Source organism: Phytopseudomonas dryadis, assembly GCF_004327355.1.
GTDB lineage: Bacteria > Pseudomonadota > Gammaproteobacteria > Pseudomonadales > Pseudomonadaceae > Aquipseudomonas > Aquipseudomonas dryadis.
In genome coordinates this window covers 66,962-87,864 of record NZ_QJUM01000023.1, presented here as the reverse complement: position 1 = coordinate 87,864, position 20,903 = coordinate 66,962, and the positions used below count along the sequence as shown (strand labels likewise).

Here is a 20,903-nt window from a genome sequence, read left to right as displayed (position 1 = left end):
AAGTTAAAAGGTCTTCATGTTCGCCGGCGGCCAGTGCTCACTCTTCGTCGTCCACGCCGGCTTCCTCGCTCAGCGCCTGGTCCAGTTCGACAGTGTTGTAGAGCATGCGGCCGAAGGCGATGGCCTGCATGTCCTTGTCCTGCAGCAGGCCATTGCTGAGCGCCAGGTCGTCGCTGTTGCGGCACAGCTGCACCACCAGCAATGAGGTGTCGAGCAGTGTCTGGTCATCGTCCGCGGCCGTTCGTTCTTCCGGCAATTCGCCGGTGTAGCGATCGCCTTCCGCGTATTCGGGGCACAGCCCTTCCGCGCTGCCGCGGCGCAAGGGTTTCCAGGACATGCTGCGGTCGATGCCGACCTTGCTGATCAGCAATTCGTAGTCGCCGAGGATATCGGGGCTTGCCGCCTGGTCGATGAGGGCCTGCAGGCCGTCGCGGTCCAGGCGGTTCTGCATGGACAGGGTATTGGCGATGGTCGTGGCCGACTGCTCCAGATGCGCACGGGCCAGGCTGATGTTGTACAAGTCGCCGATCAACAGCGCCGCGCCGATCAGCAGTGGCAGGGAGAGGGCGCTTTCCACCAGGGCGTTGCCGCGCTGCTTGCCGGGTGCCGCTCTCATTCTTCCGACTCCGTTTCGCTTTCGCTGGTCAGGTTGCCGAGCAGTTGCCGGTACTGGTACTGGAAGGCGTCGCCGAGACCGAACAGCGCCGGCAGCGGCGTGATGAAGCGCTGGCTCATGTCGACGGTGACGCTGAGTACCGGAGGCGAGGCATCGGCGGCGTCGAGTTCGGCATCGGCTTCGCCGCCACCGAACTGGCGCAGGTTGTCGAAGGCCAGCAGGTCAACCTGTAGCTCGCTCTCGTCGAGCAACCCGTAGGAACCTTCCACCAGGCGCGTCTCGATGGCCTCCTGCAGGGTGTCCGGGCTCTGTTGGTAGAACGCGCGATCCTGGCGGAAGTCCTGCAGGGCGCGTTCCAGGGACAGGCTGCCGACGCCGATCATCAGGGCGATACGCGCCAGCTCGAAGATCATCATCACGCCGAACAGCAGCACCGGCAGGATCAGCGCGGTCTCCACCGCGGTGACGCCGTCCTGTCGGCGCAGCAGCGCACGGGGATTGGCCGGGTGCATGGCTCAATCCCGCTCTTTCAGGGCCAGGGGTTGCTGGCTGGCGGCCAGCAGTTCGCTGGCCAGGGGCGCACCGCCCTGAATCCGCTCCCGGGCGGCGCGGAATCCGTCGAGAATCCGGGTGGCGTACTCCTCTTCCAGGTTGTCGAGCAGGACGCGCTTGGCCGTGTCGTCATGGCCGGCAATCACATAGGCCAGGGCGAGGTTGAGTTGTAGCGAGATATCGCCTTGTCCGCGTGCCTGGTTGAGCAGGCCGATGGCCTGGCTGCTGTCGCCATTGGCCAGCCAGGACAGGGCCAGGTTGTTCAGTGCCGGACTGTAGCCGGGATCGCTGTGCAGCGCCTGTTCGAACTGCTGGCGGGCCTGTTCGTCGTGGCCCTGCAGGTTCAGGGCCACGCCCAGGCCGTTGTGCGCCTGCGGGTTGGCGGAGTCGGTCTCGAGCGCGCAACGGAAATCCCCTTCGGCCCGCTGCGCCCGGCCGAGCGCCAGGTGTGCGCGGCCGACGCCGTTGCACAGTGCCAGGCGTTGCTCGGCGGGCATGGCCTGGATGTCGCCGCCCAGGCTCAGGCGTGCCCGTTCGTACAGCGCCAGGGCTTCCTGGGGCGGGCGCACCGCGGCGGCGACCGTGGCGTATTCCAGCAGGTAGCTGCCATCCAGCTGGCCGCGTTCGTCCATGCGCGCATAGACCTCGTGGGCTGCCTGCAGGCGCTGGTTGTCGCGCAGGGTGTGGGCCAGTTTCAGGGCCTCGCGCGCCTCCTTGCCGAGGGGCGCCTGTGAGGACAACGGCGCGATGCCGGCACAGCCGCTGAGCAGCAGTGCGAACAGGGCAGGCAGCAGGACGGGACGATAGGCGGGCATGGCGGATTCTCGTGTCATTGGCTGAGCAGGCGGATGACGCGCACCATGGCCGGTGCGCCCATCATCGCCACGATAGGGGGCAGGATCAGGGTCATCAGGGGCACGCTGAGCTGGGCGGGCAGCTTGCCGGCGCGTTCCTCCAGGGTGAGGATCAGGGTCTTGCGGCTTTCCTCGGAAATGGTGCGCAGGGCCTGGGACAGCGGGGTGCCGTAGCGTTCGGCCTGGATCAGGGTGGCGACCATGCTCTCGATGCCTTTGGCGCCGGTGCGTTCGGCGAGGTTGAGCAGGGCGCGCGGGCGGTCGCTGAGGATCTGCAGTTCGGCGTAGGTGTAGCGCAGTTCGTCGGCCAGCTCCGGGGCGGACAGGGTCAGTTCCTTGGACACCACTTGCAGCACCCGGCCCAGGGGCAGGCCGGCCTCGGCGCAGATCACCATCAGGTCGAGGCCGTCCGGCAGGCTGCGCTCCAGGCGCTCGCCGCGCCGGGCGCTGCGCAGCTTGAGCCAGACCTCCGGCAGGGTGGTGCCGACGAACAGGGCGATCAGGCCACCGGCCAGGCCGTTGAGACCCAGGCGCGAGCCGGGTTCCAGGACGCCGAACAGCACCACGCCGGCCAGCAGCAGACCGAGGGCATACTTGCCGACCATCAGCAGGCCGAGGGCTTCCTGGCTGCGCAGGCCGGCCATGGCCAGCAGGCGGCGCAGCGTGTGCCGATCGTGCTCGGTGCCGGAGAGGCTTTCGCCGAAGCGCGCCAACGGCAGCAGCAGGGCCAGCAGGCGCGGCGGCAACTGCAGGCCTTGCTGGCGCAGGATATCGTTGCTTTGGGCGGCATCCCGCTGGGCGGCACCCCGCTGGGTGGCGCCTTGCCGGGTGGTGCGTTGAGTGCCGGGTTGCAGGCGCTCGCGCAGGGCAACCGGGCGGCGCCGCTGATGCAGGGCGATCAGCAGCAGGCCGACACCGGCCAGCAGGATGGCCAGGGCAACGCTGGCCATGGGCTCGTCGAGCCAACTGTTCATGACACCCTCCTGACCATCAGGTGGGTGAGCGTCAGGCCCAGGGCCACGCTGCCGAAGGCGTAGAACAGCACGACGTTGCCGGTGGGATCGTTCAGCAGGAAGTGAAAGTCCTTGGGCGAGTTGAGGTACATGTAGCCCAGGGCGAAGGGCACCAGGGAGGCGACGATCTTCGCCGAGGCGCGGGCCTCGGAGGTCTTGGCCTGGATCTTCAGGTGCAGTTCCTGGCGGTCGCGCAGGGTGGTGGACAGCCGGTCCAGGGTTTCGCCCAGGCGTCCGCCGGCTTCCTGGTTGATGATCAGGATCACCGCGAAGAAGCGGTATTCGTTGAGCGGAATGCGCCGCGCCGAATCCTGCATGGCCTGGCGCAGCGGTACGCCGAGGCGCAGCCAGTTGTCGATCAGGGCGAACTCCAGGGCCAGCGGCCCGGACAGGTTCGGCCCGACCAGGGCGAAGGCGTTGCTCACCGGCACCCCCGCCCGTGCGGTGCGGGTCACCGCGTCGATGGCCTCCGGCAGGCTCTGCCTGAGCTCGCGCAGGTGCTTGGCCATGCCGTTGCGATAGCCCAGCATCGCCAGCACGACGAACGCCAGCAGGCTCAGCAGCAGGCCGGCGAGCAACGGCAAGGGCGTCTCGCGGCCGAGCAGCACGCCGATCATCAGGCTGGCCAGGGCGGTCAGCGCCACGCGCATGCCCAGATTGTTCTGCCAGCCCAGCACGCTGAGGCCCAGCCAGACCCGGGCGATGCGCGGGCCGAGCACGGGCAGCTCGGCGAACGGCGTGCGTTGCATATCGAGCAGGATGCCCTCGACCGTTGGCCGGTCGCCCGTGTGCTGGCGCGGGCCGTCCAGCGCTTCCTTGAGCTGCCGCAGGCGCTGCGTCACCGCCTTGTCGTTCTGCCCGCGGCCGGACAGGCTGCGCGCGGCGAGCACGGCGAGGATCACCGCGACGAATACCAGCAGGGTCAGCAGGTCGAGTACCGCGTCCATCAGTGCTGGCCCTCGAACAGGTGGGCGTGGCTGGCGTAGAACTGCGGGCGCTGGCCGCTGGCGAGGTACTGGCCGGCCAGGCGGCCCTGGGCGTCGATGCTGCTGGTCTTGAAGGCGAACAGCTCCTGGCTCTGGATCACGTCGTTCTCCATGCCGCAGACCTCGGTGATCGAGACGATGCGGCGGCCGCCGTCGCGCATGCGCTCGACCTGCACGATCAGGTTCACCGCGCTGGCGATCTGCCGGCGGATGGCTTCCAGCGGCAACTGCATGCTGGCCATCATCACCATGTTCTCCAGGCGCATGATGGCGTCGCGCGGGGTATTGGCGTGTACCGTGCACAGCGAGCCGTCGTGGCCGGTGTTCATCGCCTGCAGCATGTCGAAGCTCTCGCCGCCGCGCACCTCGCCGAGGATGATGCGGTCCGGGCGCATGCGCAGGGCGTTGCGCACCAGGTCGCGCTGGTCGACCTTGCCGGTGCCCTCGGCGCTGACCGGGCGGGTTTCCAGGCGTACCACGTGGATCTGCTGCAGTTGCAGCTCGGCGGCGTCCTCGATGGTGATGATCCGGTCTTCATCGCTGATCTTCTGCGACAGGGCGTTGAGCAGGGTGGTCTTGCCCGCGCCGGTACCGCCGGAGACGATGATGTTGAGCTTGGCGACCATGGCCCGGCGCAACACCTCGACCATCTCCATGGACAACGCGCCGCGCTCGGCGAGGTTCTCCAGGGACATGTTGCGGCGCATGAACTTGCGGATCGAGATGGTGGTGCCGTCGATCGCCAGCGGGTAGGTGATGACGTTGACCCGGCTACCGTCGGCCAGGCGCGCGTCGACCATCGGGTGGCTCTCGTCGATGCGCCGGCCCACCGCCGCGGCGATGCGCTGGGCGGTGTTGAACACGTGCTCTTCGTCGACGAAGGTGATCGACGACAGTTCCAGCTTGCCGAAGCGTTCGACGAACACCTGGCCGGCGCCGTTGACCAGGATGTCGTTCACCGAATCGTCGGCCAGCAGTGGCTCGATGGGGCCGATGCCGACCATCTCGTTGAGCATTTCCTCGGCGATGGTTTCCTCTTCCTGGCGCGACAGCTGCAGGCGGTTGTCGTCGCAGATGCGCCGGATCAGCGTCTCGATCTGCCCGCGCAGCTTGTCGCGGCCCATGGCCGCCGCCTTCAGCGGGTCGATCTGGTCGTACAGGTAGCCGCGGATCAGCTTGCGATGCTGGGCGCCGAGGCTGTCGCCGGGACGGGCCTGGGCGTTGCGCTGCACGCTGGTGGCGCGAATCTCCTGGGTGGATTCGACGGCCGGCTGCGCGGCGACGGGCTTGCGCGGTTCGCGGATTCTGTTGGGGTGGCGGATGAGCATGGGCAGGTTCCTCTCAGGCCGCGGGCCGCTGACGGTTCAGGGCCTGTTTGAGGCGGGCGATCAGGCTGCCCGAGACGCTGGCGTTGCGTTTCGGCGTGTGCCCGGTGGCCAGGTCGGCCAGCTCCAGCAGGGCATTCTGGAAGGCCGGCGCGCCCTCCAGTCGCAGCGGCCCGGCGAGCAGGCTGGTGGCCAGGGCGTTGCCGGCATGCGGCAGCAGCAGGTCGATGCGACGCTCGATGAAGTCCTCGAACTGGGCGCGTTCGACCACCGGCGCGGCATGGTCGCGTGCGGCATTGGCCACCACCAGCAGTTGCTGGCCTTCGCTTTCGTCACCGATCTCGCGCAGCAGGCGATGCAGGTTGCGCGCGTCCTGCACGCTCAGGTCGGTGAGCAGGATGCGTGTCTGGGCGTGGGCCAGCACCTCCAGGCTACCGGGCGGGCAGCCGGCCGGCAGATCCCAGATCACCTGATTGAACAGGCGGCACAGGTTGCCGCCGAGGTCGAGCAGGTGTTCGCTGTCGAACGCTGCGGCGTTGCGCAGTAGCGGGGCCTGGGCGAGCAGGTGCAGGCGTTCGTTGATCCGGCCCATGGCCCGTTGCAGCAGGCGGGTGTCGATCTCGCTGCTGGACAGGGCGCCGGCCAGGCCGGCTTCGCCGTCGTAGCCGAGCAGCAGGTTCTGGTCGCCGTTGCTGCGGTCGAAGTCGACCACCGCGGTGGCGGTGTGGCGCTGTTGCGACAGCAGCAGGCCGAGGCCGGCGACCACGGTGCTGGTGCCGCAGCCGCCGGAACTGCCGGTGACGGCGATGGTACGCCCGCTGCGCACGCCGTGGGGATCGCCGTGGCCGACGCCGCGGGCGCGAGCCAGGGTGCTGGCCAGCAGATCCAGCGATACCGGCTTGAGCAGGTAGTCGAATACGCCGCTGTGCAGCAGGCTGCGGTACAGGTCGACATCCTGTTTGCCGCCCAGGGCGATGATGTGGCAGGCCGGGTCGCAGACTTCGCTCAATTCGGCGAGCGATTGCAGGGGCAGCGGGTCGCCATCGAGGTCGACCAGCAGTATCTCCGGGGACGGATGGCGGCGGCTCCAGTCGATGGCGGCGGCCAGACCGCCGGCACGGGCCTGAGCGGCCGTGCTGCCGAGGCGGGCCAGGTGCTGGCCATAGTGGCTGGCCTGCTCGCCGTCGGCGGCGAACAGCATCAGGTCCGCCGGAGTCTGGCGTGTGTTCAGCGAGGTGTCATTCATGTCGCGGTTCTCTTTGCGCCAGCCGGTGGGCTTAGTCCTGGAAGTCGATGTCGAGCAGTTCGCGGATCTCGTCATCGTGGTAGCGGCCAACGGCGTTCACCGCCGCCATGCCGTCGCCGGCGTCCAGCGTTTGCGGGCGCATCAGGTCGCGGGGATCGGAGACCATGCGGGCGATGTTGGCGCGGTTGGCGCATCCCAGGGGACCGACCGCCTCATAGGGTTTGACCGTCCAGGCTTTCGGGTCGGCGATGCTGCAGTCCGGCACCGTGACCACCAGGGCCTCGGAGACCACCTGCAGGTCCCAGTCGCTGGCGCTCGCGGCTTCCAGCCGCGATGGCATGACGATTACCTGATCGGCTGGCGCGCCCTGTTCGCGCAGCACGTCGGCCAGGCGTGCGGCCAGGCGTTCGCCGGTGGGGGTGTAGGGCTGCAGGGTCAGGGTCTGCCGTGACAGACGGCCCTGGGCGCGCAACAGGGTGTTGAGGTTGGCCAGGGAGTCGGCGGTGAAACTGCCGTTACCCGAGGCCTGCAGCGACGCCACCAGGGCGGACGGCGCCACCCTGGCCTGAGCCGCCGTGTCATAGGGCGCGAAGCGGCTTTCGCGCAACTGGTTGACGTGGCGGTCGCAACCACTGGCCAACAGGACCAGCGCCAGGAGCGACAGCAAGGGACGAAGGGGCATGGCGGTTCTCCTCAGAACAGATAGCCGGCAGTGGCCTGGGCAGGCAGCTGGGCGTCGAGGGCACGGATGCCACGCCCGGGGGTCTGCAGGTCGCCGGGGGCGGTGGGCTCGACCACGTAGGCGGTGGCGATGATCACCAGTTCGGTATCTTCCTGGTCGCTGGTCTCGGTCTCGAACAGCCTGCCGAGGCCGGGAATGCTCTTCAGGCCGGGAACGTTGCTGACCTGCTGGCTGATGTTGCTGCGCAGCATGCCGGCGAGGGCGAAGCTCTGGCCGCTGGCCAGTTCCACCGTGGTATCGGCGCGACGTACCTTGAACGCGGGAATGGTGAAGCCCTCCAGGGTCACCGAACCTTCATCGGAGAGGTCGCTGACCTCCGGGGCGACGTGCAGGCTGATACGCTTGGGCGACAGCAGGGTCGGGGTCATGCGCATGATCACCCCGTACTGCTTGAAGTCGATGGTTACCTGGTTGTTGGTGACGATGACGATCGGTACCTCGCCGCCGGCAGCGAAACCCGCGGTTTCTCCGGACATGGCGGTCAGGTTGGGCTCGGCCAGCACGGTGGCCAGGCCGTCGTTCGACAATGCCGTGAGCAGGCCGGCCACGGTGGTCGAGCCGTTGCGGTGGAAGCCGCCGGCCACGGCATTGGTCACGCTGGAGCCGCTGAAGGCGCCGGTAGTGGCGTCGAACAGCGAGGTGCCGTTGCGCAGGAAGTAGTTGCCATCCTTCAGCGCGATATCCCAGTTCAGGCCCAGTGAGGACGTCAGGCTGCGCGAGACTTCGACGATGCGTACGCTGATATTGACCTGGGCGGACAGCTCGACTTTCAACTGGTTGATCACCCTCGGCGCGCGGCCCTGGGCACCTTGGGCGGGCGCGCCGCCGGCGGCGCCATTGGCGCCAGCCCGGCTGGATTCGGCGCCGAGGTTGGCTTCCACGCTGTCCATGACCTGTTTGGCCTGCTGCGGCGTGCGCACGCTGCCGCGCACGATCAGGCTGCTGCCGGAGGGGACGAACTCCACCTGGGAACCGGGGATTTCGTTGGCCAACTGCTCGCTGAGGCGGCCGAGGGCGGCCATGTCCTGGCTGGCCACCAGGCGAATCGCCGAGATCACCTCGTCATTGGCATCCAGGGCATAGAGGGTCGTGGTGCCGGGGGCCTTGGCGAAGACGAAGACGCTACCCGGCGTGGGCACCTGGTAGCTGGCGATTTCCGGATTGGCCACCATGATGTTGGCCGCGGCGCGGGGCAACTGCAGCAGGCGGCCCTGGTTGAGCATCAGTTGCACGGTCTCGGTTTCCTCGACCTGCACCAGTTTCCGGCGCACCTTGCGTGGCGCCGGCTGCGGTGTCGGCACGCTGGGCTCGGCGGCTGCGGCCAGGCCGTTCTGGGCGTAGTACTCGCGCGCGAAGGCCAGGTCCAGGTCCGGGTTGTAGTCGGCAGGTTCTGCCACCGGCAGGTCGTCTTCCTGGGCCGCCTGGGCGAGTGCGGGAGTCAGGCTGCCCGCTGTAAGCAGGCAGGCCAGCGACAGGGCGAGAGGGTTGTACGCGAACTTCATTTTCGGTATCTCGGTTGGGCTGAGTGAGCGGCCTTGGCCGGCTCACCGGGAGCCAAATTGCACGGCAGTGGCCGCATCGCCACGGAAGGTATTGACGTTCGGCGCACTGGCCGGGGCCGAGGCCTGGTAGACGCCGGTGGTCTGCGCCAGCGTGGTGACCCGGTCGCTGCCGGGCTTGACCTGACCGTCGCTCTCTTCCAGGCGGCTGCGCAGTACCAGATGCAGGGTGCCGATCTGGCTGGCCAGGGCCAGGCGCTCGGCATAAGCGGGCGGCACTTCCAGCGTCACGATGTCCGGGTACGACTCCGGGTAGGCGTCCGGATTCTTCTTCGCGGCCTTGGGATCCGGCGTGGGCAGCGGTTGCAGCGGGCTGCGCATGCGGTTGTTGATCGACAGCACGCGCACGTCCTGCAGCAAGGTCTGGGCGGCCAGACGGGGGATCTGTTCCTGGTTCACGGGGTTCACCAGGGCCTGTTCCTGAGTGCGCTGCAGGTTGACCAGCACATCCACCCGATCGCCCAGGCTGAGCATGCTGTACAGGCTGGCGCTGTTGCTGGTGGGCACGGCGATGGCGCGCATGCCGGGCTTGACCACGGTGGCGATGAAGCCCGGTTCGTTGGCCTTGACCACCAGGTTGCTGGTCAACGCGGCACCGGCCTTGATCGGCTGGCGCACGCTGGCCCCGGTCAGTTGCTTGCCTTCCTCGCCGCCTTCGATGAAATACAGGCGCTCATCGTGCGCCGTCTCGCTGGCTTGCCAGCGCAGCGCCGAGGCATCGATGAAGTCGCCGGGCAGCAGGTCGCGGCTGGTTACCAGAATCGCGGGATGAACGGGCTTGGGTTCGACGACGGGGGGCGCTGTTTCGACCACCGCTGTCGGCGGCGGCGGCGGGGTCAGCAGGACCCGCGCCAGCAGGGCGGCGCTACCGGCAACCAGCAGGGTGCCGGCCAGGAGAAGGATGGAAGGGGTTTTCATGGGTGAACCGTGCACTCAGGAGTGAATGGGGCCGAACAGGGTGTAGAGGGCACCCGCGACGATGGCGAGGCCGTAGGGAATACCGGCTGGGCGCTGATCCGTCAGCACCGTCGGGACGGCAAGCGACAACCTCGGGCAGGACTGGGCGGCGCGTTGCCAGATTCTGGCCAGCGCCGTTTCCAGCGGTATCAGCAAGGGCAGCGCCAGTGCCAGCAGGCCACCGGCCAGGGCGGTGACGATGAGGAAGGTCATCTGCTTGTCCTGGCCCATCCACAGGCAGATGACCGCCATCAGCTTGACGTCACCGGCGCCGACGCGGCCGAGGCGGAACAGGCCGTAGCCGACCAGCAGTACCAGCAGTGCGCCCAGCAGGCTGCGGGCCATACGCTGGAACAACTCGGCGCTGCCCAGCTCGGCCCAGGGGCCGAGACCGAATGGAGCGCATGCCGGCAAGACCAGCCACAGTGCCAGCAACAACAGGATCAGCAGGTTGTGGATACGCCGGTAGAGCAGGTCGGAGCCACAGACGAAAGCCAGTGCCGGCAGCAGTACGATCAGGCTGAAGGTATCCGTGTCCATGCCGCGCTCCAGACCGGATGCCTACTTGCTGCTGCCAGGGTTGTTGGTGTTGGTGATCTGGTCGGCGATCGACGAGAAGCGTTCCTTGAGGGCGGTGACGAACACGCCGTCGGAGCCGAAGATCACGCCGATGGCTGCAGCCATGGCGGCGGCGAGGATGCCGTACTCGATCGCGGTGACGCCGCTTTCGTCGGCCAGGAACTGTTTGAAGTGCTTAGCCATGTGGCAACTCCTTGAATTCAGGTGGGTTTGGACAGGGCCTGGAAGAGCCTGGGATCGGCCGTTATTAGGATTCATTATCAGTTACCGTTCAAGCGACGCTTCATTAAGAATGCTTAAGGAATATGCCGCTCGGGCAGCGTGGCTGTCCTGATACGCAGCACGGCGCGCAGCCCCGGTTGGTTGTCTTCGAGCAGCAGCTCGCCGCCATGCAGTTCGGCGATGGCCTTGGTCAGTGTCAGTCCCAGGCCGTTGCCGGGGATGTCGCCACTGGTGTCCAGGCGTTGAAAGCGTTCGATGGCCTTGTCGTTGAGCTGCTGCGGGATACCTGGTCCGCGGTCGGCCACGCACAGGCAGCTGCAGTCGCGTTGCTGGTAGGCGCTGAGGAGAACCGGCTGGCCAACGGGCGCATACTTCAGGGCGTTGTCGATCAGGTTGGCCAGCGCCTGGAACAGCAGTGCCCGATCGCCGTAGAGCTGCAGGTCGCTGCCATTCACCTGCAGCGTGCAGGCCCGTTCTTCGGCCAGCGGCAGGTAGTAGTCGCAGATGTCTTCGAGCAGCTGGCGCGCCGAAACCGGGGCGAACTGATGGGCGCAACGGCCCGTTTCCACTTCGGCCACGCGCATCACCGCACGAAACAGGTTCTGGATGCGTTCGCCGTCCTGGACGGCGCGCAGCAGTTCTTCCCTGGGTTCGCCTTCGAGCATCTCGGCGGCATTGAGCAGCCTGTTCTGCAGGCGGGTCAGCGGGGTGCGCAATTCGTGGGCGATATGGCTGGTGATGTTCTGTATCTCGCCCATCAGCCGGTTGATGCGCTGCAGGGCCTGGTTGATGTCGTTGCCGAGTTGGTCGAACTCATCGTCCAGCCGCTCATGGGGCGCCGTGATGCTGTGGTCGCCGCTGGCGTAGCGCGCCAGTGCGTCACGGATACGGTTGATGCGATACAGGTTACGGATACTGAAGGGCAGGCTGATGATGAGGATCGACAGCAGGATGATCAGCAGACCGGCGCCAGCCATCAGCGGAATGATGCGTGTGCGTTCCAGCATCGGCTGCAGGTCGTAGGCGCTGAAATACTGACCGCCGTCGGATAGCGGTACCACCAATCCCAGTATCTCGGTCGGTTTACCCTGGGCATTGAGCAACTCGGCATGCCGCCATTTGGTGTTGCAGGGCTGTGGGCAGTCGATGCCGGGCAGCAGTGTCGCATCGCCATAGAGGATGTTGCTGTGCCCGTCCATGACCAGGGAGTGGCGATCCTTGCGCATTTCGAACGGCAGTGTGTAGCGCAGCGCCATTGCCACGTGTGTCGCCTGCGCCAGACGCCCGTGCAGTTGCTGGGTGCGTATGTCGGTGAGGATCATGTCGCGCACATGGCTGCGCATGACGATTTCGAGCAGGTGATTGCTCAGGATGATCGAGGCCAGGGCGATCAGCAGGGAAATGAAGGCCACCGTGGCGGCCTGGCGAAAACTACTGGTATTGAGCAGTTGATGCAGGGCGCGATGCTTAACCAAGGACATAGCCGATCGCCCTGATGGTGCGGAGCAAGGCCGGCTTGAAATCCTTGTCGATCTTGTTGCGCAATTTCGACAGGTGCACGTCGATCAGGTTGGTCTGTGGGTCGAAGTGATAGCCCCACACCTTCTCCAGCAGCATGCTGCGGGTAACCGTCTGGCCACGGTGTTCGGCCAGCACCTGGAGCAGCTTGAACTCCTTGTCGGTGAGGTCGATGCGTTGCCCCGAGCGCGAGACTTCGCGCCGGCTCAGGTCGATGCACAGATCCTCTATATGCAGGCTTTCGCCCGCTTGCATCTGGGGTCGGCGACGGGTGAGCAGCTCCAGGCGCAGCAGCAGTTCGGTGAAGTCGAATGGCTTGCCCAGGTAGTCGTCGGCACCCGCCCGCAATCCTTCGATGCGATCCGCGGTCTGGTCGTTGGCCGAGAGAATGAGTATGGGCGGGTGGGGGCGGCCATGCAGGCGTGTGAGCACCTCGATGCCATCCATCTTCGGCAGAATGCGATCGAGCACGACCACATCGAATGCCTCGTTCTGGATCATTTGCAGTGCGCCTTCGCCGTTATCGACCATCCTGCAGTTGTGGCCCGATGCCTGCAATTTGCTGCTGATCCAATGGCCAACGGAAACGTCGTCTTCTATTACGAGCACACGCATGCACACATCCTCTCCCCAGTCCTTTCCAGACAGGCGCCTTTCTAGCAAGCGTGCCGGGCTGGTAGGGATTAAGAATTCTTAACTCTATTGGTAATGATTCTCATTATATGAGATCCGAGAGAAATAGGTAAGGTATTTGACGTGTTTGCTCGAGGCCGGTTGGGCGGCTTGGGGACAGCATCATGCCGTGCTCGCCGGCGAGAGCGGCCTTCGAGCAAAAACGCTCGAGGCTGGAAAGCTGGACGAAAGAGCCCATGGGGTTTGCTTGTCGTTCAGCCTCCAGCCTCAGCGCTCCTACCGGCCGGCCGCTTTCGCCGGCGAGAGCGGACAGTAGGCATGATGGCTTTCGTGGGAGGGGCTTTAGCCGCGATTGGGCCGTCAAGGGCGTGCAGAGCCCGCGGCCAAAGCGGATCGCCGCCCGGGCCCTCCTGCAGTCACAGGGCGTAGGGTGGACGACGCTTCACCTACGCGGCCCGACCCGTGCACCGCTCTGCAACCGCGATGGTGGATGAAAAGAGCGTCGGCTACGCGCCCCGATCCACCCTACTTCCAGGCATCATCTACCGGCCGCCCGCGCCTTTGAGCAACCCCTCAGCCGGTTCGCCCGGGTACGGTATTTGATCTGCGCTGCGGCACTGGTGTCGCGACACAGATCAAATGTTGGTCGCGCGGTATCTGCGCGCAGCATGGCCACATTCGCGTAGGAGCCGCGACCTCGCGGCGAATCGTGGCCATACCGCTTTTTGCAGCATGGCCGCCATCGCATCGCGCCGGGGTCGGCGTTCCTACAGGCGAACCCTGATTCCGAATGGGCTCTTGCAGACCAGGGGGCAAGACGGTATCTACGGCTGCCATCCCCATTACGCGTGTTCCGTTCGCCGCGAACACCCAGGTCGACATATGACCGTTGTCGCGACATTAGAGATTGAGCTGCGTCTCTTGGCGCAGGCGTTCTATGGCTTGCTCGAGCTCGTCCAGGCCGCTGGTGACGATGGATTGATCCTGTTTGAGCAGGGTTTCGCTACGCTGGCAGGCGGCGCGCAATTGCGGAACGCCGCAATAGCGGGTGGCGCCATGCAGGCGGTGGATGCGTTCGATCAGGCTGTTGCGATCACCATCGGCACGGGCCTGGCGGATGGCCTGCAAGTCGCCCGGCAGGCCGGCCAGCAGCATGCTCAGCATGTCCGCGGCGAGATCGGCCTTGCCGGCGGCCAGGCGCAGGCCTTCCTCGTTATCCAGTACCGCGGAATCGGGGCCGTCCGCGATATTGACCGCGCTGTCCTGGCCGGCACCGCGCAATGCCAGCCCCGTCCACTTGAGCACCACCTGAGCCAGTTGGCGTTCGCTGATGGGCTTGGTCAGGTAATCGTCCAGGCCGCTTTGCAGCAGGTTGCGTTTCTCGTTGGCCAGGGCGTGGGCGGTGAGGGCGACGATGGGGACGGGCGTGCGGCTGTTTTCGCTTTCCCACTGGCGGATCGCCTCGGTGGTCTGGCGGCCGTCCATGCCGGGCATCTGCACGTCCATGAAGACCAGGTCGAAGTCCTGCCGCTGGGCCATCGCCAGGGCCTCGAAGCCGCTGCTGGCGACGCTGACCTGGGCGCCCATGTCATCGAGCAGGGTCTGTACCAGCAACAGGTTGGCGGCGTTGTCGTCGACGCACAGAATGGCTGGCGAGCGTATCGCCGCGCGCGGTGTTTCCAGGCGTGCCTGGCGCGGCGCTATCAGTTCGGCCAGTGAGCGTTGCAGCTTGCGCGTGCAGGCGGGCTTGGCCTGCAACTGGCTGTGCCAGTCGGGCACGCAGTCCTGATACAGCGCCTGTTCGGTGGTGGGGCACAGGACCAGGGTCTTGCAACCGAGGTGTTCCAGATCCCAGATGCACTGGCCAAGGCGTTCCGGCGGTAGTTGCCCGGCGGTGACCCCGAGCACGGCGCAACTGAAGGGTTGCCCGCTACGGCTGGCGGCGGCGACCGCTGCGCACAGGCTGTCCAGGTCGCCGAACGTGCTGACCTGCAGGCCGCAGTCTTCCAGTTGGTGCTGCAGCGCCTGGCGCGCCAGTTCATGGTTTTCCAGGATCGCGGCCGCGCGCCCCAGCAGTGGCGCCCGTGGTTGGTCCTCGGCATCGCTGCGGGCCTTGGGCAGGCTCAGGCTGACCCAGAACTCGGAACCTTCGCCCGGGGTGCTGTCGACGCCGATCTCGCCGCCCATCTGTTCGATCAGGCGTTTGGAGATCACCAGTCCCAGGCCGGTGCCGCCGGCCTGGCGGGACATGGAGTTGTCGGCCTGGCTGAAGGCCTGGAACAGGGCGCGCAGGTCCTCTTCGGCGAGGCCGATACCGGTGTCCTGCACGCTGATGCGCAGTTGCGCGCGGTCGGCGCTCTCTTCCTCGAGCATGGCGCGGATGACGATGCTGCCTTCGTGGGTGAACTTGATCGCGTTGCTCACCAGGTTGGTCAGCACCTGCTTGAGGCGCAGAGGGTCGCCGGAGAGGGCGACCGGCGTGTCGCGGTACACCAGCGACAGCAGCTCCAGCTGCTTTTCGTGGGCGGCGGGAGCGAGGATGGTCAGGGTGTCCTGCAGCAGGTCGCGCAGGTTGAAGGGAATGTTCTCCAGCACCAGCTTGCCGGCCTCGATCTTGGAGAAGTCGAGCACCTCGTTGATGATGCCCAGCAGGCTGTCGGCGGATTTCTCGATGGTGCTCAGGTAGTCCTGCTGGCGCGGGCTCAGCTCGCTTTTCTGCAGCAGGTTGGTGAAACCCAGGATGCCATTGAGCGGGGTGCGGATCTCATGGCTCATGTTGGCCAGGAATTCCGACTTGATGCGGCTGGCCTCCAGCGCCTCCTTGCGGGCGAAGTCCAGTTCGATGTTCTGGATTTCGATGGTTTCCAGGTTCTGTCGGACATCCTCGGTCACCTGGTCGATGCTGTGCTGCAGTTCCTCCTGGGCATTCTGCAGGGACTCGGCCATGCGGTTGATGCCCGAGGCCAGTTCGTCCAGCTCGTGGCTGCCCAGGGGTGGCAGGCGCGTTTCCAGATGGCCGTCCTTGAGCAGGGCGACGCCATGCTTGATGCGCAGCAGCGGGCCATTGATGCTGCGGCTCATGCGCAGCGCCAGCAAGCCGGTGATGATCAGCCCGGTGATCACCAGCAGCAGGCTGGTCAGCAGGCTGCGGTAACCGCTGAGCAGGGTGTTGTGATGCGACAGTTCCAGTTCGACCCAGCCGATCAGGCGACCGCTCGGCGCGGCCAGCTCCTCGCCGCTGAGGCTCAGGTGCTGTTCCATGACCGGCAGCAGGAAGCGCGTGGCGTCCTGGCTGCTGCGCAGGGCCACGCCGAGGGTATCACCGTCGATCCTGGGCTTGTCGTTGAGCATGCTCGGGCCGGCATGGGCCAGGCGGCTGCTTTCCACGGCGAGAAAGCTCACCGCGCGGACATCGGGTTGTTCCAGGGCCTGGGTGGCGATGCGCTGCAGCAAGGCCGCATCGCTGTGCAGCAGAGCCGGTGCGGCGAGGGGCGCCAACTGTTCGGCGATCATGTGCCCGCGTTGCAGCAACTGGGCCTGCAGGCCGGACAACTGCATCCAGATGAAGTAGCCGCCGAGTACCAGCGCCAGCAGGCTGGTCGGCAGCAGGGTGAGCATCAGTACCCGGCCTTTGATGCCAATATCCTTGAACACGCGGTGTCTCCCCCTCAGCGATGCAGGCAGTGTAGCGACTCGGCGCCGCGGAATCTTGCCCCCTGTGCCGGTGTGGATAATTCGATCAGCGCTTACCTGTAAGCTGGGTAATGGTTAGAATTGTTCGCATTTGCTTTCAGAGGCACATCACCATGCCGTCCGCTTCCAGTGCTGCTACCCGTATCCTCGCGGTCGAGGACGATCCTTCGCTCGCGGCTCACCTGCAGGCTCACCTGCGGGACAGTGGCTATGACGTCACCCTCAGTCAGGATGGCCGTCAGGGGCTGCTTCTTGCCCAGGAGCAGGATTTCGACCTGATTCTGATGGACATCCTGCTGCCCGGCAGCAATGGCCTGGAAGTGCTGCAGCAGTTGCGCAAGCACCGCAGCGTGCCGGTGATCCTGATGTCGGCCCTGGGCGCCGAGCAGGATCGTATCGCCGGCTTCAGCAAGGGCGCCGACGATTACCTGCCCAAGCCTTTCAGCCTGGGTGAACTCAGCGTGCGCATCGAGGCGATCCTGCGCCGGGTGGCCTACGAGCGCCGCGAGCAGCCGCCGCTCGGAGAGAGCACGCTGACCTTCGACGAGGCGCGCTCGGATGTGTGCTACGAAGGAAAATGGGCCTGGTTGACCCCCACCGAATACCGCGTGCTGGAAACCTTTTCCCGCCACGCCGAGGAAGTGTTGAGCAAGGCCTTCCTTTATCAGCACGTGCTGCACCGCGGCTATGCCCAGCACGATCGCAGCCTGGACATGCACGTCAGCAACGTGCGCCGCAAGCTCAAGCGCGTCGGCTACACCGGCATGCGCCTGGAGTCGGTGTGGGGCAAGGGCTACGTGCTGACCGGGCAGGAGAGCTGAAGTGCCGGGGCGACACTCGCTGTTCTGGAAGCTGGCAACCGTGCTCGCCCTGTTCTGCCTGTTGGTGGTCAGCCTGCATGTCGATCTCGGCAGGCGGGTCAACGAGGCGACTTCGCGGCTGTCCGAGCCGGCGAAGCGGAGCCTCGCCAACTATGCGCGGGAAGCCGAGGCCGCCTGGCGCGAGAGCGGGGCGGCGGGTGTCGATGCCTTTCTCCAGTCCCTGCGCGAACGTGAGGGGGTGTGGGCCGTGGTCGTGGACCAGCATCAGCGTTCGCTGTCTTCGCAGCCGCTGCGCAGCTCCGAGCGGCAGCGGCTGGACTTCGTCCGCCAGCTCGACTGGTCGGTGGGGCGCCCCGGCGGCCTGCCGACCTTCTCCATGCCGTTCAGTGACGGCACGTCGCGCCTGGTGATGGACCTACCCCAGCGCTTCAATCCCCGTGAATACCGTGAGCTGTGGGACGTCCTGCTGCAGAAGGTGCTGCCCGCGTCTCTGGCGATACTGCTTGGGCTGCTGCTGTACCGCATGTTCATCGCCCCGCTGGTGATCCTGCGGCGCCAGGCGAATGTCCTGAGTTCTGGAGACCTGGCGGCGCGCGTCGGCCCGCCGGTGGTGGCGCGCAAGGACGAGTTGGGCGAACTGGGGCGTGCCTTCGACCATATGGCCGAGCGGCTGCAGGGGACGGTGGCCTATCAGCGGCGCCTGTTGCGCGACCTGTCCCACGAATTGCGTACCCCCCTGAGCCGCCTGCGCATAGCCGGCGAGCGCGAGCAGGATGGCGAAGCCCTGCGCCAGCGCCTGGAGCGGGAAGTGCAGGGCATGGAGCAACTGATCGGCAACACCCTGGAACTGGTCTGGCTGGATACCGAGCGCCCGAGCCTGCCGCTGGAGCCGGTGGATGTGGGACGGCTGTGGGAGGTGCTGCGGGAGAATGCCTGCTTCGAAACGGGCTGGCCGGTCGAGCGCATGCCCTGCGAGCTGCCCGCCGACTGCCGGGTGAAGGGGAACCTGAACGGCTTGGCGCAGGCCCTGGAGAACGTCCTGCGCAACGCTATCCGCCATTCCCCGGAGGATGGCGTGGTACGTCTGTGCGGCTGCCGCGACGGCGAGTACTGGCAGCTGTGGGTCGAGGATCAGGGGCCCGGCGTCGAGGCGGACGAACTGGAGCGCATCTTCCAGCCGTTCACGCGTCTCAGCGCCGCGCGTCCCGGTGGGGATGGTTTCGGCCTGGGATTGGCCATCGCCCGTAGCCGGGTGCAGCTGCAGGGCGGCCAGTTGTGGGCGGAGAACGCCGGGCCCGGATTGCGCCTGAAGCTGCGGTTACAAAGTGTATAGTTTGTAAATGAAATTTACTCTCATTTGAGTCTGCATATCATCTTCGTCGGCAGTCTGCCCCCGCCATGCCAACACGACACGATAATGAGAGTGCGCCATGACTTCGAAAAGGTTTTCCATGAACCCGATCAGTGCTGCCCTGCTGGTTCTGGGTAGTGCTTCCCTGCACACCGTCGCACAGGCCGCTACTGACACCGATCCCCTCGAGCTGGACAGCGTCAGGGTGGTCAGTGCTGCCGGCTTCGAACAGAACATTGCCGATGCGCCGGCCAGTATTTCCGTGGTGTCCCGCGAAGAGCTGGAGAAGCAGTCCTACACCAGCGTGATCGATGCGGTCAAAAACATTCCGGGCGTCTACGTGACCGGTGGCGGTAACTCGCAGGACATCAGCATCCGCGGCATGACCAGCGACTACACCCTGGTGCTGGTGGACGGCCGTCCGGTTTCTGCCGGTCGCGCGGTTCAAACCAATGGTACCAGTGCCGGCAAGCAGCAGGTTTCCCTGCCGCCCCTGGCCATGATCGAGCGGATCGAGGTCATTCGCGGCCCCATGTCATCCCTGTATGGTTCCGAGGCCATGGGCGGTGTGATCAATATCATCACGCGCCGAGCCACGGATGAATGGCACGGCACCGTTCGTACCGAATACACCTCCTCTCTGAACGACATCAGCAACGACGAAGCGCATACCGAGATCTATGCCGGCGGTGCGCTGATCCCCGGTCTTTTGAGCCTGCAGGTCAACGGCGCCTACACCGGCGTCGACGAAAGCGATTTCGTTGGTGGCAGCGAAAGTTCGGAAAGTAATCCCGAAACCAAACGCAAGAATGCCGGCCTGGAGTTCAGCCTGACCCCGACCGAGAGCGATCGCATCTCGCTGGGTTATCGCGACACGACTCAGGAAACCACGCATACCGCGGGCAAAAGCACGCCAGTGACGGCGACCGCTCCCGCGGGCACGGCATCGACCAGCCGCTTCGACAAGGAAATATGGACGCTGTCGCACGATGGCAACTATGGCGACCTGCTGATCAACAGCTATCTGCAGCGCGATTACTCCGAGCGGGTGCAGGATCTTCCCATGGAAGAAACGATCAACCTGTTCAACACGCAAGGCACCTACTTCTGGGGCTCGCACACCGTTACCTTCGGTGCCCAGTACAAGGAGGAGGAGTTCGTGAACGGACAGAACGTCCTGTTCAACGACAACATCCCGGGCGGGGTGAGGAAGGCGGATCGCTGGATCGCGGCGGTATTCACCGAGGTGGATTGGGCGATTACCGATGATCTGTCGGTGACCACCGGCCTGCGCTACAACGATGACGAGTTCTTCGGGGCGCACCTGTCGCCGCGGATTTACGGCGTTTACCAGTTGATGCCGACCCTCACCCTCAAGGGCGGTGTGTCCACCGGTTACCGGCAGCCGACCCTGAGCCAATCCACGGAGGGCTTCGGTGGGCGTACAGGGGGCGGCGGCTCGCCGAACGTGAGCACCACCGGCCAACCCCTGCCACGCGCCTTGAGCATCGGCAACGCCGATCTCGATCCGGAAACCAGCACCAACTATGAGGTGGGCTTCGTCTACAACGATCCATCTGTCGGCCTGGGAGCCAGCCTGATGGTCTTCCACACCATCTTCAAGGACAAGCTCGCGGAAGATCGTTACTGCACCAGCACTGGTGCCGCGAACAATAACGACGTGGCCAATTACAGCTGTGTCTTTGGCGGCAACACCTTCTACTTCCTCAGCACGACCAAGAACATCGACGAGGCCGTGATGCAGGGGGTCGAGCTGACGCTGGATTACGATTTCACATCGGACCTGCAACTGAGCACCAGCTACACCTTCACCGAATCCGAGCAGAAAACCGGGGAGTTCAAGGGCGAGCCACTGAACAAGCAGCCCCGGCACATGTTCAATGCCAACCTGGACTGGGCGGCGAGCAACCGGCTCAACCTCTGGACCCAGTACAACTACCGCAGTCGTACCTCCGACTACCTGAGCCGCACCAGCATGAGCGATAGTACGCCGGGTTATGGCTTCGTCGACGTGGGGGCGGTGTACAAGCTGACCGAGAGCGTGGATGTCAAGGCCGGCCTGTACAACGTGACCAACAAGGAAGTCACCAACTCCGACTACGACGTGGTTCTGGACGGTCGCCGCCTGAATGTGGGGCTGACGATCGACTTCTGAGTGATGGACGCACTGTGCTGCAAGGAAACCGCGGGCAGGGCCTGCGGTTTCTGCGTATAC

Annotated in this window: 18 protein-coding genes; 3 read left to right on the top strand and 15 right to left on the bottom strand. The window is 65.6% G+C overall.

Translation table 11 applies throughout. From position 1 onward, the window contains the following. Positions 1-37: 37 nt before the first annotated feature. The 15 genes from DNK34_RS18685 to DNK34_RS18615 form a co-directional block, all read right to left on the bottom strand. Positions 38-616 (bottom strand): TadE/TadG family type IV pilus assembly protein, encoded by a 579-nt coding sequence (locus tag DNK34_RS18685; RefSeq protein ID WP_131176624.1) that lies wholly within the window; start codon positions 614-616, stop codon positions 38-40. Then, positions 613-1,128, bottom strand: a complete 516-nt coding sequence (locus DNK34_RS18680) for a TadE/TadG family type IV pilus assembly protein (protein WP_131176623.1) — start codon at positions 1,126-1,128, stop codon at positions 613-615. The genes DNK34_RS18685 and DNK34_RS18680 overlap by 4 nt, the downstream gene beginning before the upstream one ends. Before the next feature lie 3 nt (positions 1,129-1,131). After that, a complete protein-coding gene (locus DNK34_RS18675; protein ID WP_165497330.1) occupies positions 1,132-1,983 on the bottom strand; it encodes a tetratricopeptide repeat protein in 852 nt (283 codons plus the stop codon). A gap of 14 nt (positions 1,984-1,997) precedes the next feature. Further along, positions 1,998-2,996: a type II secretion system F family protein gene (locus tag DNK34_RS18670; RefSeq protein ID WP_131176621.1), complete on the bottom strand. Its 999-nt coding sequence runs from the start codon at positions 2,994-2,996 to the stop codon at positions 1,998-2,000. Further along, the gene (locus DNK34_RS18665) at positions 2,993-3,982 is read right to left on the bottom strand and encodes a type II secretion system F family protein (protein WP_207401612.1); all 990 of its coding nucleotides are present in this window, start codon (positions 3,980-3,982) and stop codon (positions 2,993-2,995) included. The genes DNK34_RS18670 and DNK34_RS18665 overlap by 4 nt, the downstream gene beginning before the upstream one ends. Further along, positions 3,982-5,349, bottom strand: coding sequence for a TadA family conjugal transfer-associated ATPase (locus tag DNK34_RS18660; protein ID WP_131176620.1), 1,368 nt, complete (start codon positions 5,347-5,349; stop codon positions 3,982-3,984). Before DNK34_RS18660 ends, DNK34_RS18665 begins: the two co-directional genes overlap by 1 nt. Before the next feature lie 13 nt (positions 5,350-5,362). Continuing rightward, complete coding sequence (locus tag DNK34_RS18655; protein ID WP_131176619.1) at positions 5,363-6,592, bottom strand: CpaE/TadZ family protein; 1,230 nt, start codon at positions 6,590-6,592, stop codon at positions 5,363-5,365. Positions 6,593-6,623: 31 nt separating this feature from the next. Continuing rightward, the gene (locus DNK34_RS18650; RefSeq protein WP_131176618.1) at positions 6,624-7,274 is read right to left on the bottom strand and encodes a CpaD family pilus assembly lipoprotein; all 651 of its coding nucleotides are present in this window, start codon (positions 7,272-7,274) and stop codon (positions 6,624-6,626) included. Positions 7,275-7,285: 11 nt separating this feature from the next. Beyond that, positions 7,286-8,836 (bottom strand): type II and III secretion system protein family protein, encoded by a 1,551-nt coding sequence (locus tag DNK34_RS18645; RefSeq protein WP_165497329.1) that lies wholly within the window; start codon positions 8,834-8,836, stop codon positions 7,286-7,288. A gap of 42 nt (positions 8,837-8,878) precedes the next feature. Continuing rightward, positions 8,879-9,811 (bottom strand): Flp pilus assembly protein CpaB, encoded by a 933-nt coding sequence (gene cpaB / locus DNK34_RS18640; protein WP_131176617.1) that lies wholly within the window; start codon positions 9,809-9,811, stop codon positions 8,879-8,881. Between the two features lie 15 nt (positions 9,812-9,826). Beyond that, on the bottom strand, positions 9,827-10,390 hold the full coding sequence (locus DNK34_RS18635) for a prepilin peptidase (RefSeq protein ID WP_131176616.1): 564 nt from the start codon (positions 10,388-10,390) through the stop codon (positions 9,827-9,829). Between the two features lie 21 nt (positions 10,391-10,411). Further along, positions 10,412-10,612, bottom strand: coding sequence for a Flp family type IVb pilin (locus tag DNK34_RS18630; RefSeq protein ID WP_131176615.1), 201 nt, complete (start codon positions 10,610-10,612; stop codon positions 10,412-10,414). A 113-nt stretch (positions 10,613-10,725) separates the two neighbouring features. Continuing rightward, complete coding sequence (locus tag DNK34_RS18625) at positions 10,726-12,132, bottom strand: sensor histidine kinase (RefSeq protein ID WP_131176614.1); 1,407 nt, start codon at positions 12,130-12,132, stop codon at positions 10,726-10,728. Next, complete coding sequence (locus DNK34_RS18620; protein WP_131176613.1) at positions 12,119-12,784, bottom strand: response regulator transcription factor; 666 nt, start codon at positions 12,782-12,784, stop codon at positions 12,119-12,121. The genes DNK34_RS18625 and DNK34_RS18620 overlap by 14 nt, the downstream gene beginning before the upstream one ends. A 918-nt stretch (positions 12,785-13,702) precedes the next feature. Then, positions 13,703-16,456 carry an ATP-binding protein gene (locus DNK34_RS18615; RefSeq protein WP_131176612.1) on the bottom strand — a complete coding sequence of 918 codons (2,754 nt, stop codon included), beginning with the start codon at positions 16,454-16,456 and terminating at the stop codon, positions 13,703-13,705. Between the two features lie 152 nt (positions 16,457-16,608). Between DNK34_RS18615 and DNK34_RS18610 the strand changes: the two genes are divergently transcribed. The 3 genes from DNK34_RS18610 to DNK34_RS18600 all read left to right on the top strand — a co-directional run bounded on the left by DNK34_RS18610 (position 16,609) and on the right by DNK34_RS18600 (position 20,843). Beyond that, complete coding sequence (locus DNK34_RS18610) at positions 16,609-17,316, top strand: response regulator transcription factor (protein ID WP_131176611.1); 708 nt, start codon at positions 16,609-16,611, stop codon at positions 17,314-17,316. A 1-nt stretch (position 17,317) separates the two neighbouring features. Beyond that, positions 17,318-18,649 carry a sensor histidine kinase gene (locus DNK34_RS18605; protein ID WP_242675213.1) on the top strand — a complete coding sequence of 444 codons (1,332 nt, stop codon included), beginning with the start codon at positions 17,318-17,320 and terminating at the stop codon, positions 18,647-18,649. A gap of 97 nt (positions 18,650-18,746) precedes the next feature. Continuing rightward, entirely contained in the window at positions 18,747-20,843 is a 2,097-nt protein-coding gene (locus DNK34_RS18600; RefSeq protein WP_131176610.1) for a TonB-dependent receptor domain-containing protein, read from the top strand. Positions 20,844-20,903: the final 60 nt, after the last annotated feature.

Bases quoted from the DNA above. Each gene is read 5' to 3' on its own strand.
- DNK34_RS18685 (WP_131176624.1), bottom strand. From the start codon at position 616: ATGAGAGCGGCACCCGGCAAGCAGCGCGGCAACGCCCTGGTGGAAAGC.
- DNK34_RS18680 (WP_131176623.1), bottom strand. From the start codon at position 1,128: ATGCACCCGGCCAATCCCCGTGCGCTGCTGCGCCGACAGGACGGCGTC.
- DNK34_RS18675 (WP_165497330.1), bottom strand. From the start codon at position 1,983: ATGCCCGCCTATCGTCCCGTCCTGCTGCCTGCCCTGTTCGCACTGCTG.
- DNK34_RS18670 (WP_131176621.1), bottom strand. From the start codon at position 2,996: ATGAACAGTTGGCTCGACGAGCCCATGGCCAGCGTTGCCCTGGCCATC.
- DNK34_RS18665 (WP_207401612.1), bottom strand. From the start codon at position 3,982: ATGGACGCGGTACTCGACCTGCTGACCCTGCTGGTATTCGTCGCGGTG.
- DNK34_RS18660 (WP_131176620.1), bottom strand. From the start codon at position 5,349: ATGCTCATCCGCCACCCCAACAGAATCCGCGAACCGCGCAAGCCCGTC.
- DNK34_RS18655 (WP_131176619.1), bottom strand. From the start codon at position 6,592: ATGAATGACACCTCGCTGAACACACGCCAGACTCCGGCGGACCTGATG.
- DNK34_RS18650 (WP_131176618.1), bottom strand. From the start codon at position 7,274: ATGCCCCTTCGTCCCTTGCTGTCGCTCCTGGCGCTGGTCCTGTTGGCC.
- DNK34_RS18645 (WP_165497329.1), bottom strand. From the start codon at position 8,836: ATGAAGTTCGCGTACAACCCTCTCGCCCTGTCGCTGGCCTGCCTGCTT.
- cpaB (WP_131176617.1), bottom strand. From the start codon at position 9,811: ATGAAAACCCCTTCCATCCTTCTCCTGGCCGGCACCCTGCTGGTTGCC.
- DNK34_RS18635 (WP_131176616.1), bottom strand. From the start codon at position 10,390: ATGGACACGGATACCTTCAGCCTGATCGTACTGCTGCCGGCACTGGCT.
- DNK34_RS18630 (WP_131176615.1), bottom strand. From the start codon at position 10,612: ATGGCTAAGCACTTCAAACAGTTCCTGGCCGACGAAAGCGGCGTCACC.
- DNK34_RS18625 (WP_131176614.1), bottom strand. From the start codon at position 12,132: ATGTCCTTGGTTAAGCATCGCGCCCTGCATCAACTGCTCAATACCAGT.
- DNK34_RS18620 (WP_131176613.1), bottom strand. From the start codon at position 12,784: ATGCGTGTGCTCGTAATAGAAGACGACGTTTCCGTTGGCCATTGGATC.
- DNK34_RS18610 (WP_131176611.1), top strand. From the start codon at position 16,609: ATGCCGTCCGCTTCCAGTGCTGCTACCCGTATCCTCGCGGTCGAGGAC.
- DNK34_RS18600 (WP_131176610.1), top strand. From the start codon at position 18,747: ATGACTTCGAAAAGGTTTTCCATGAACCCGATCAGTGCTGCCCTGCTG.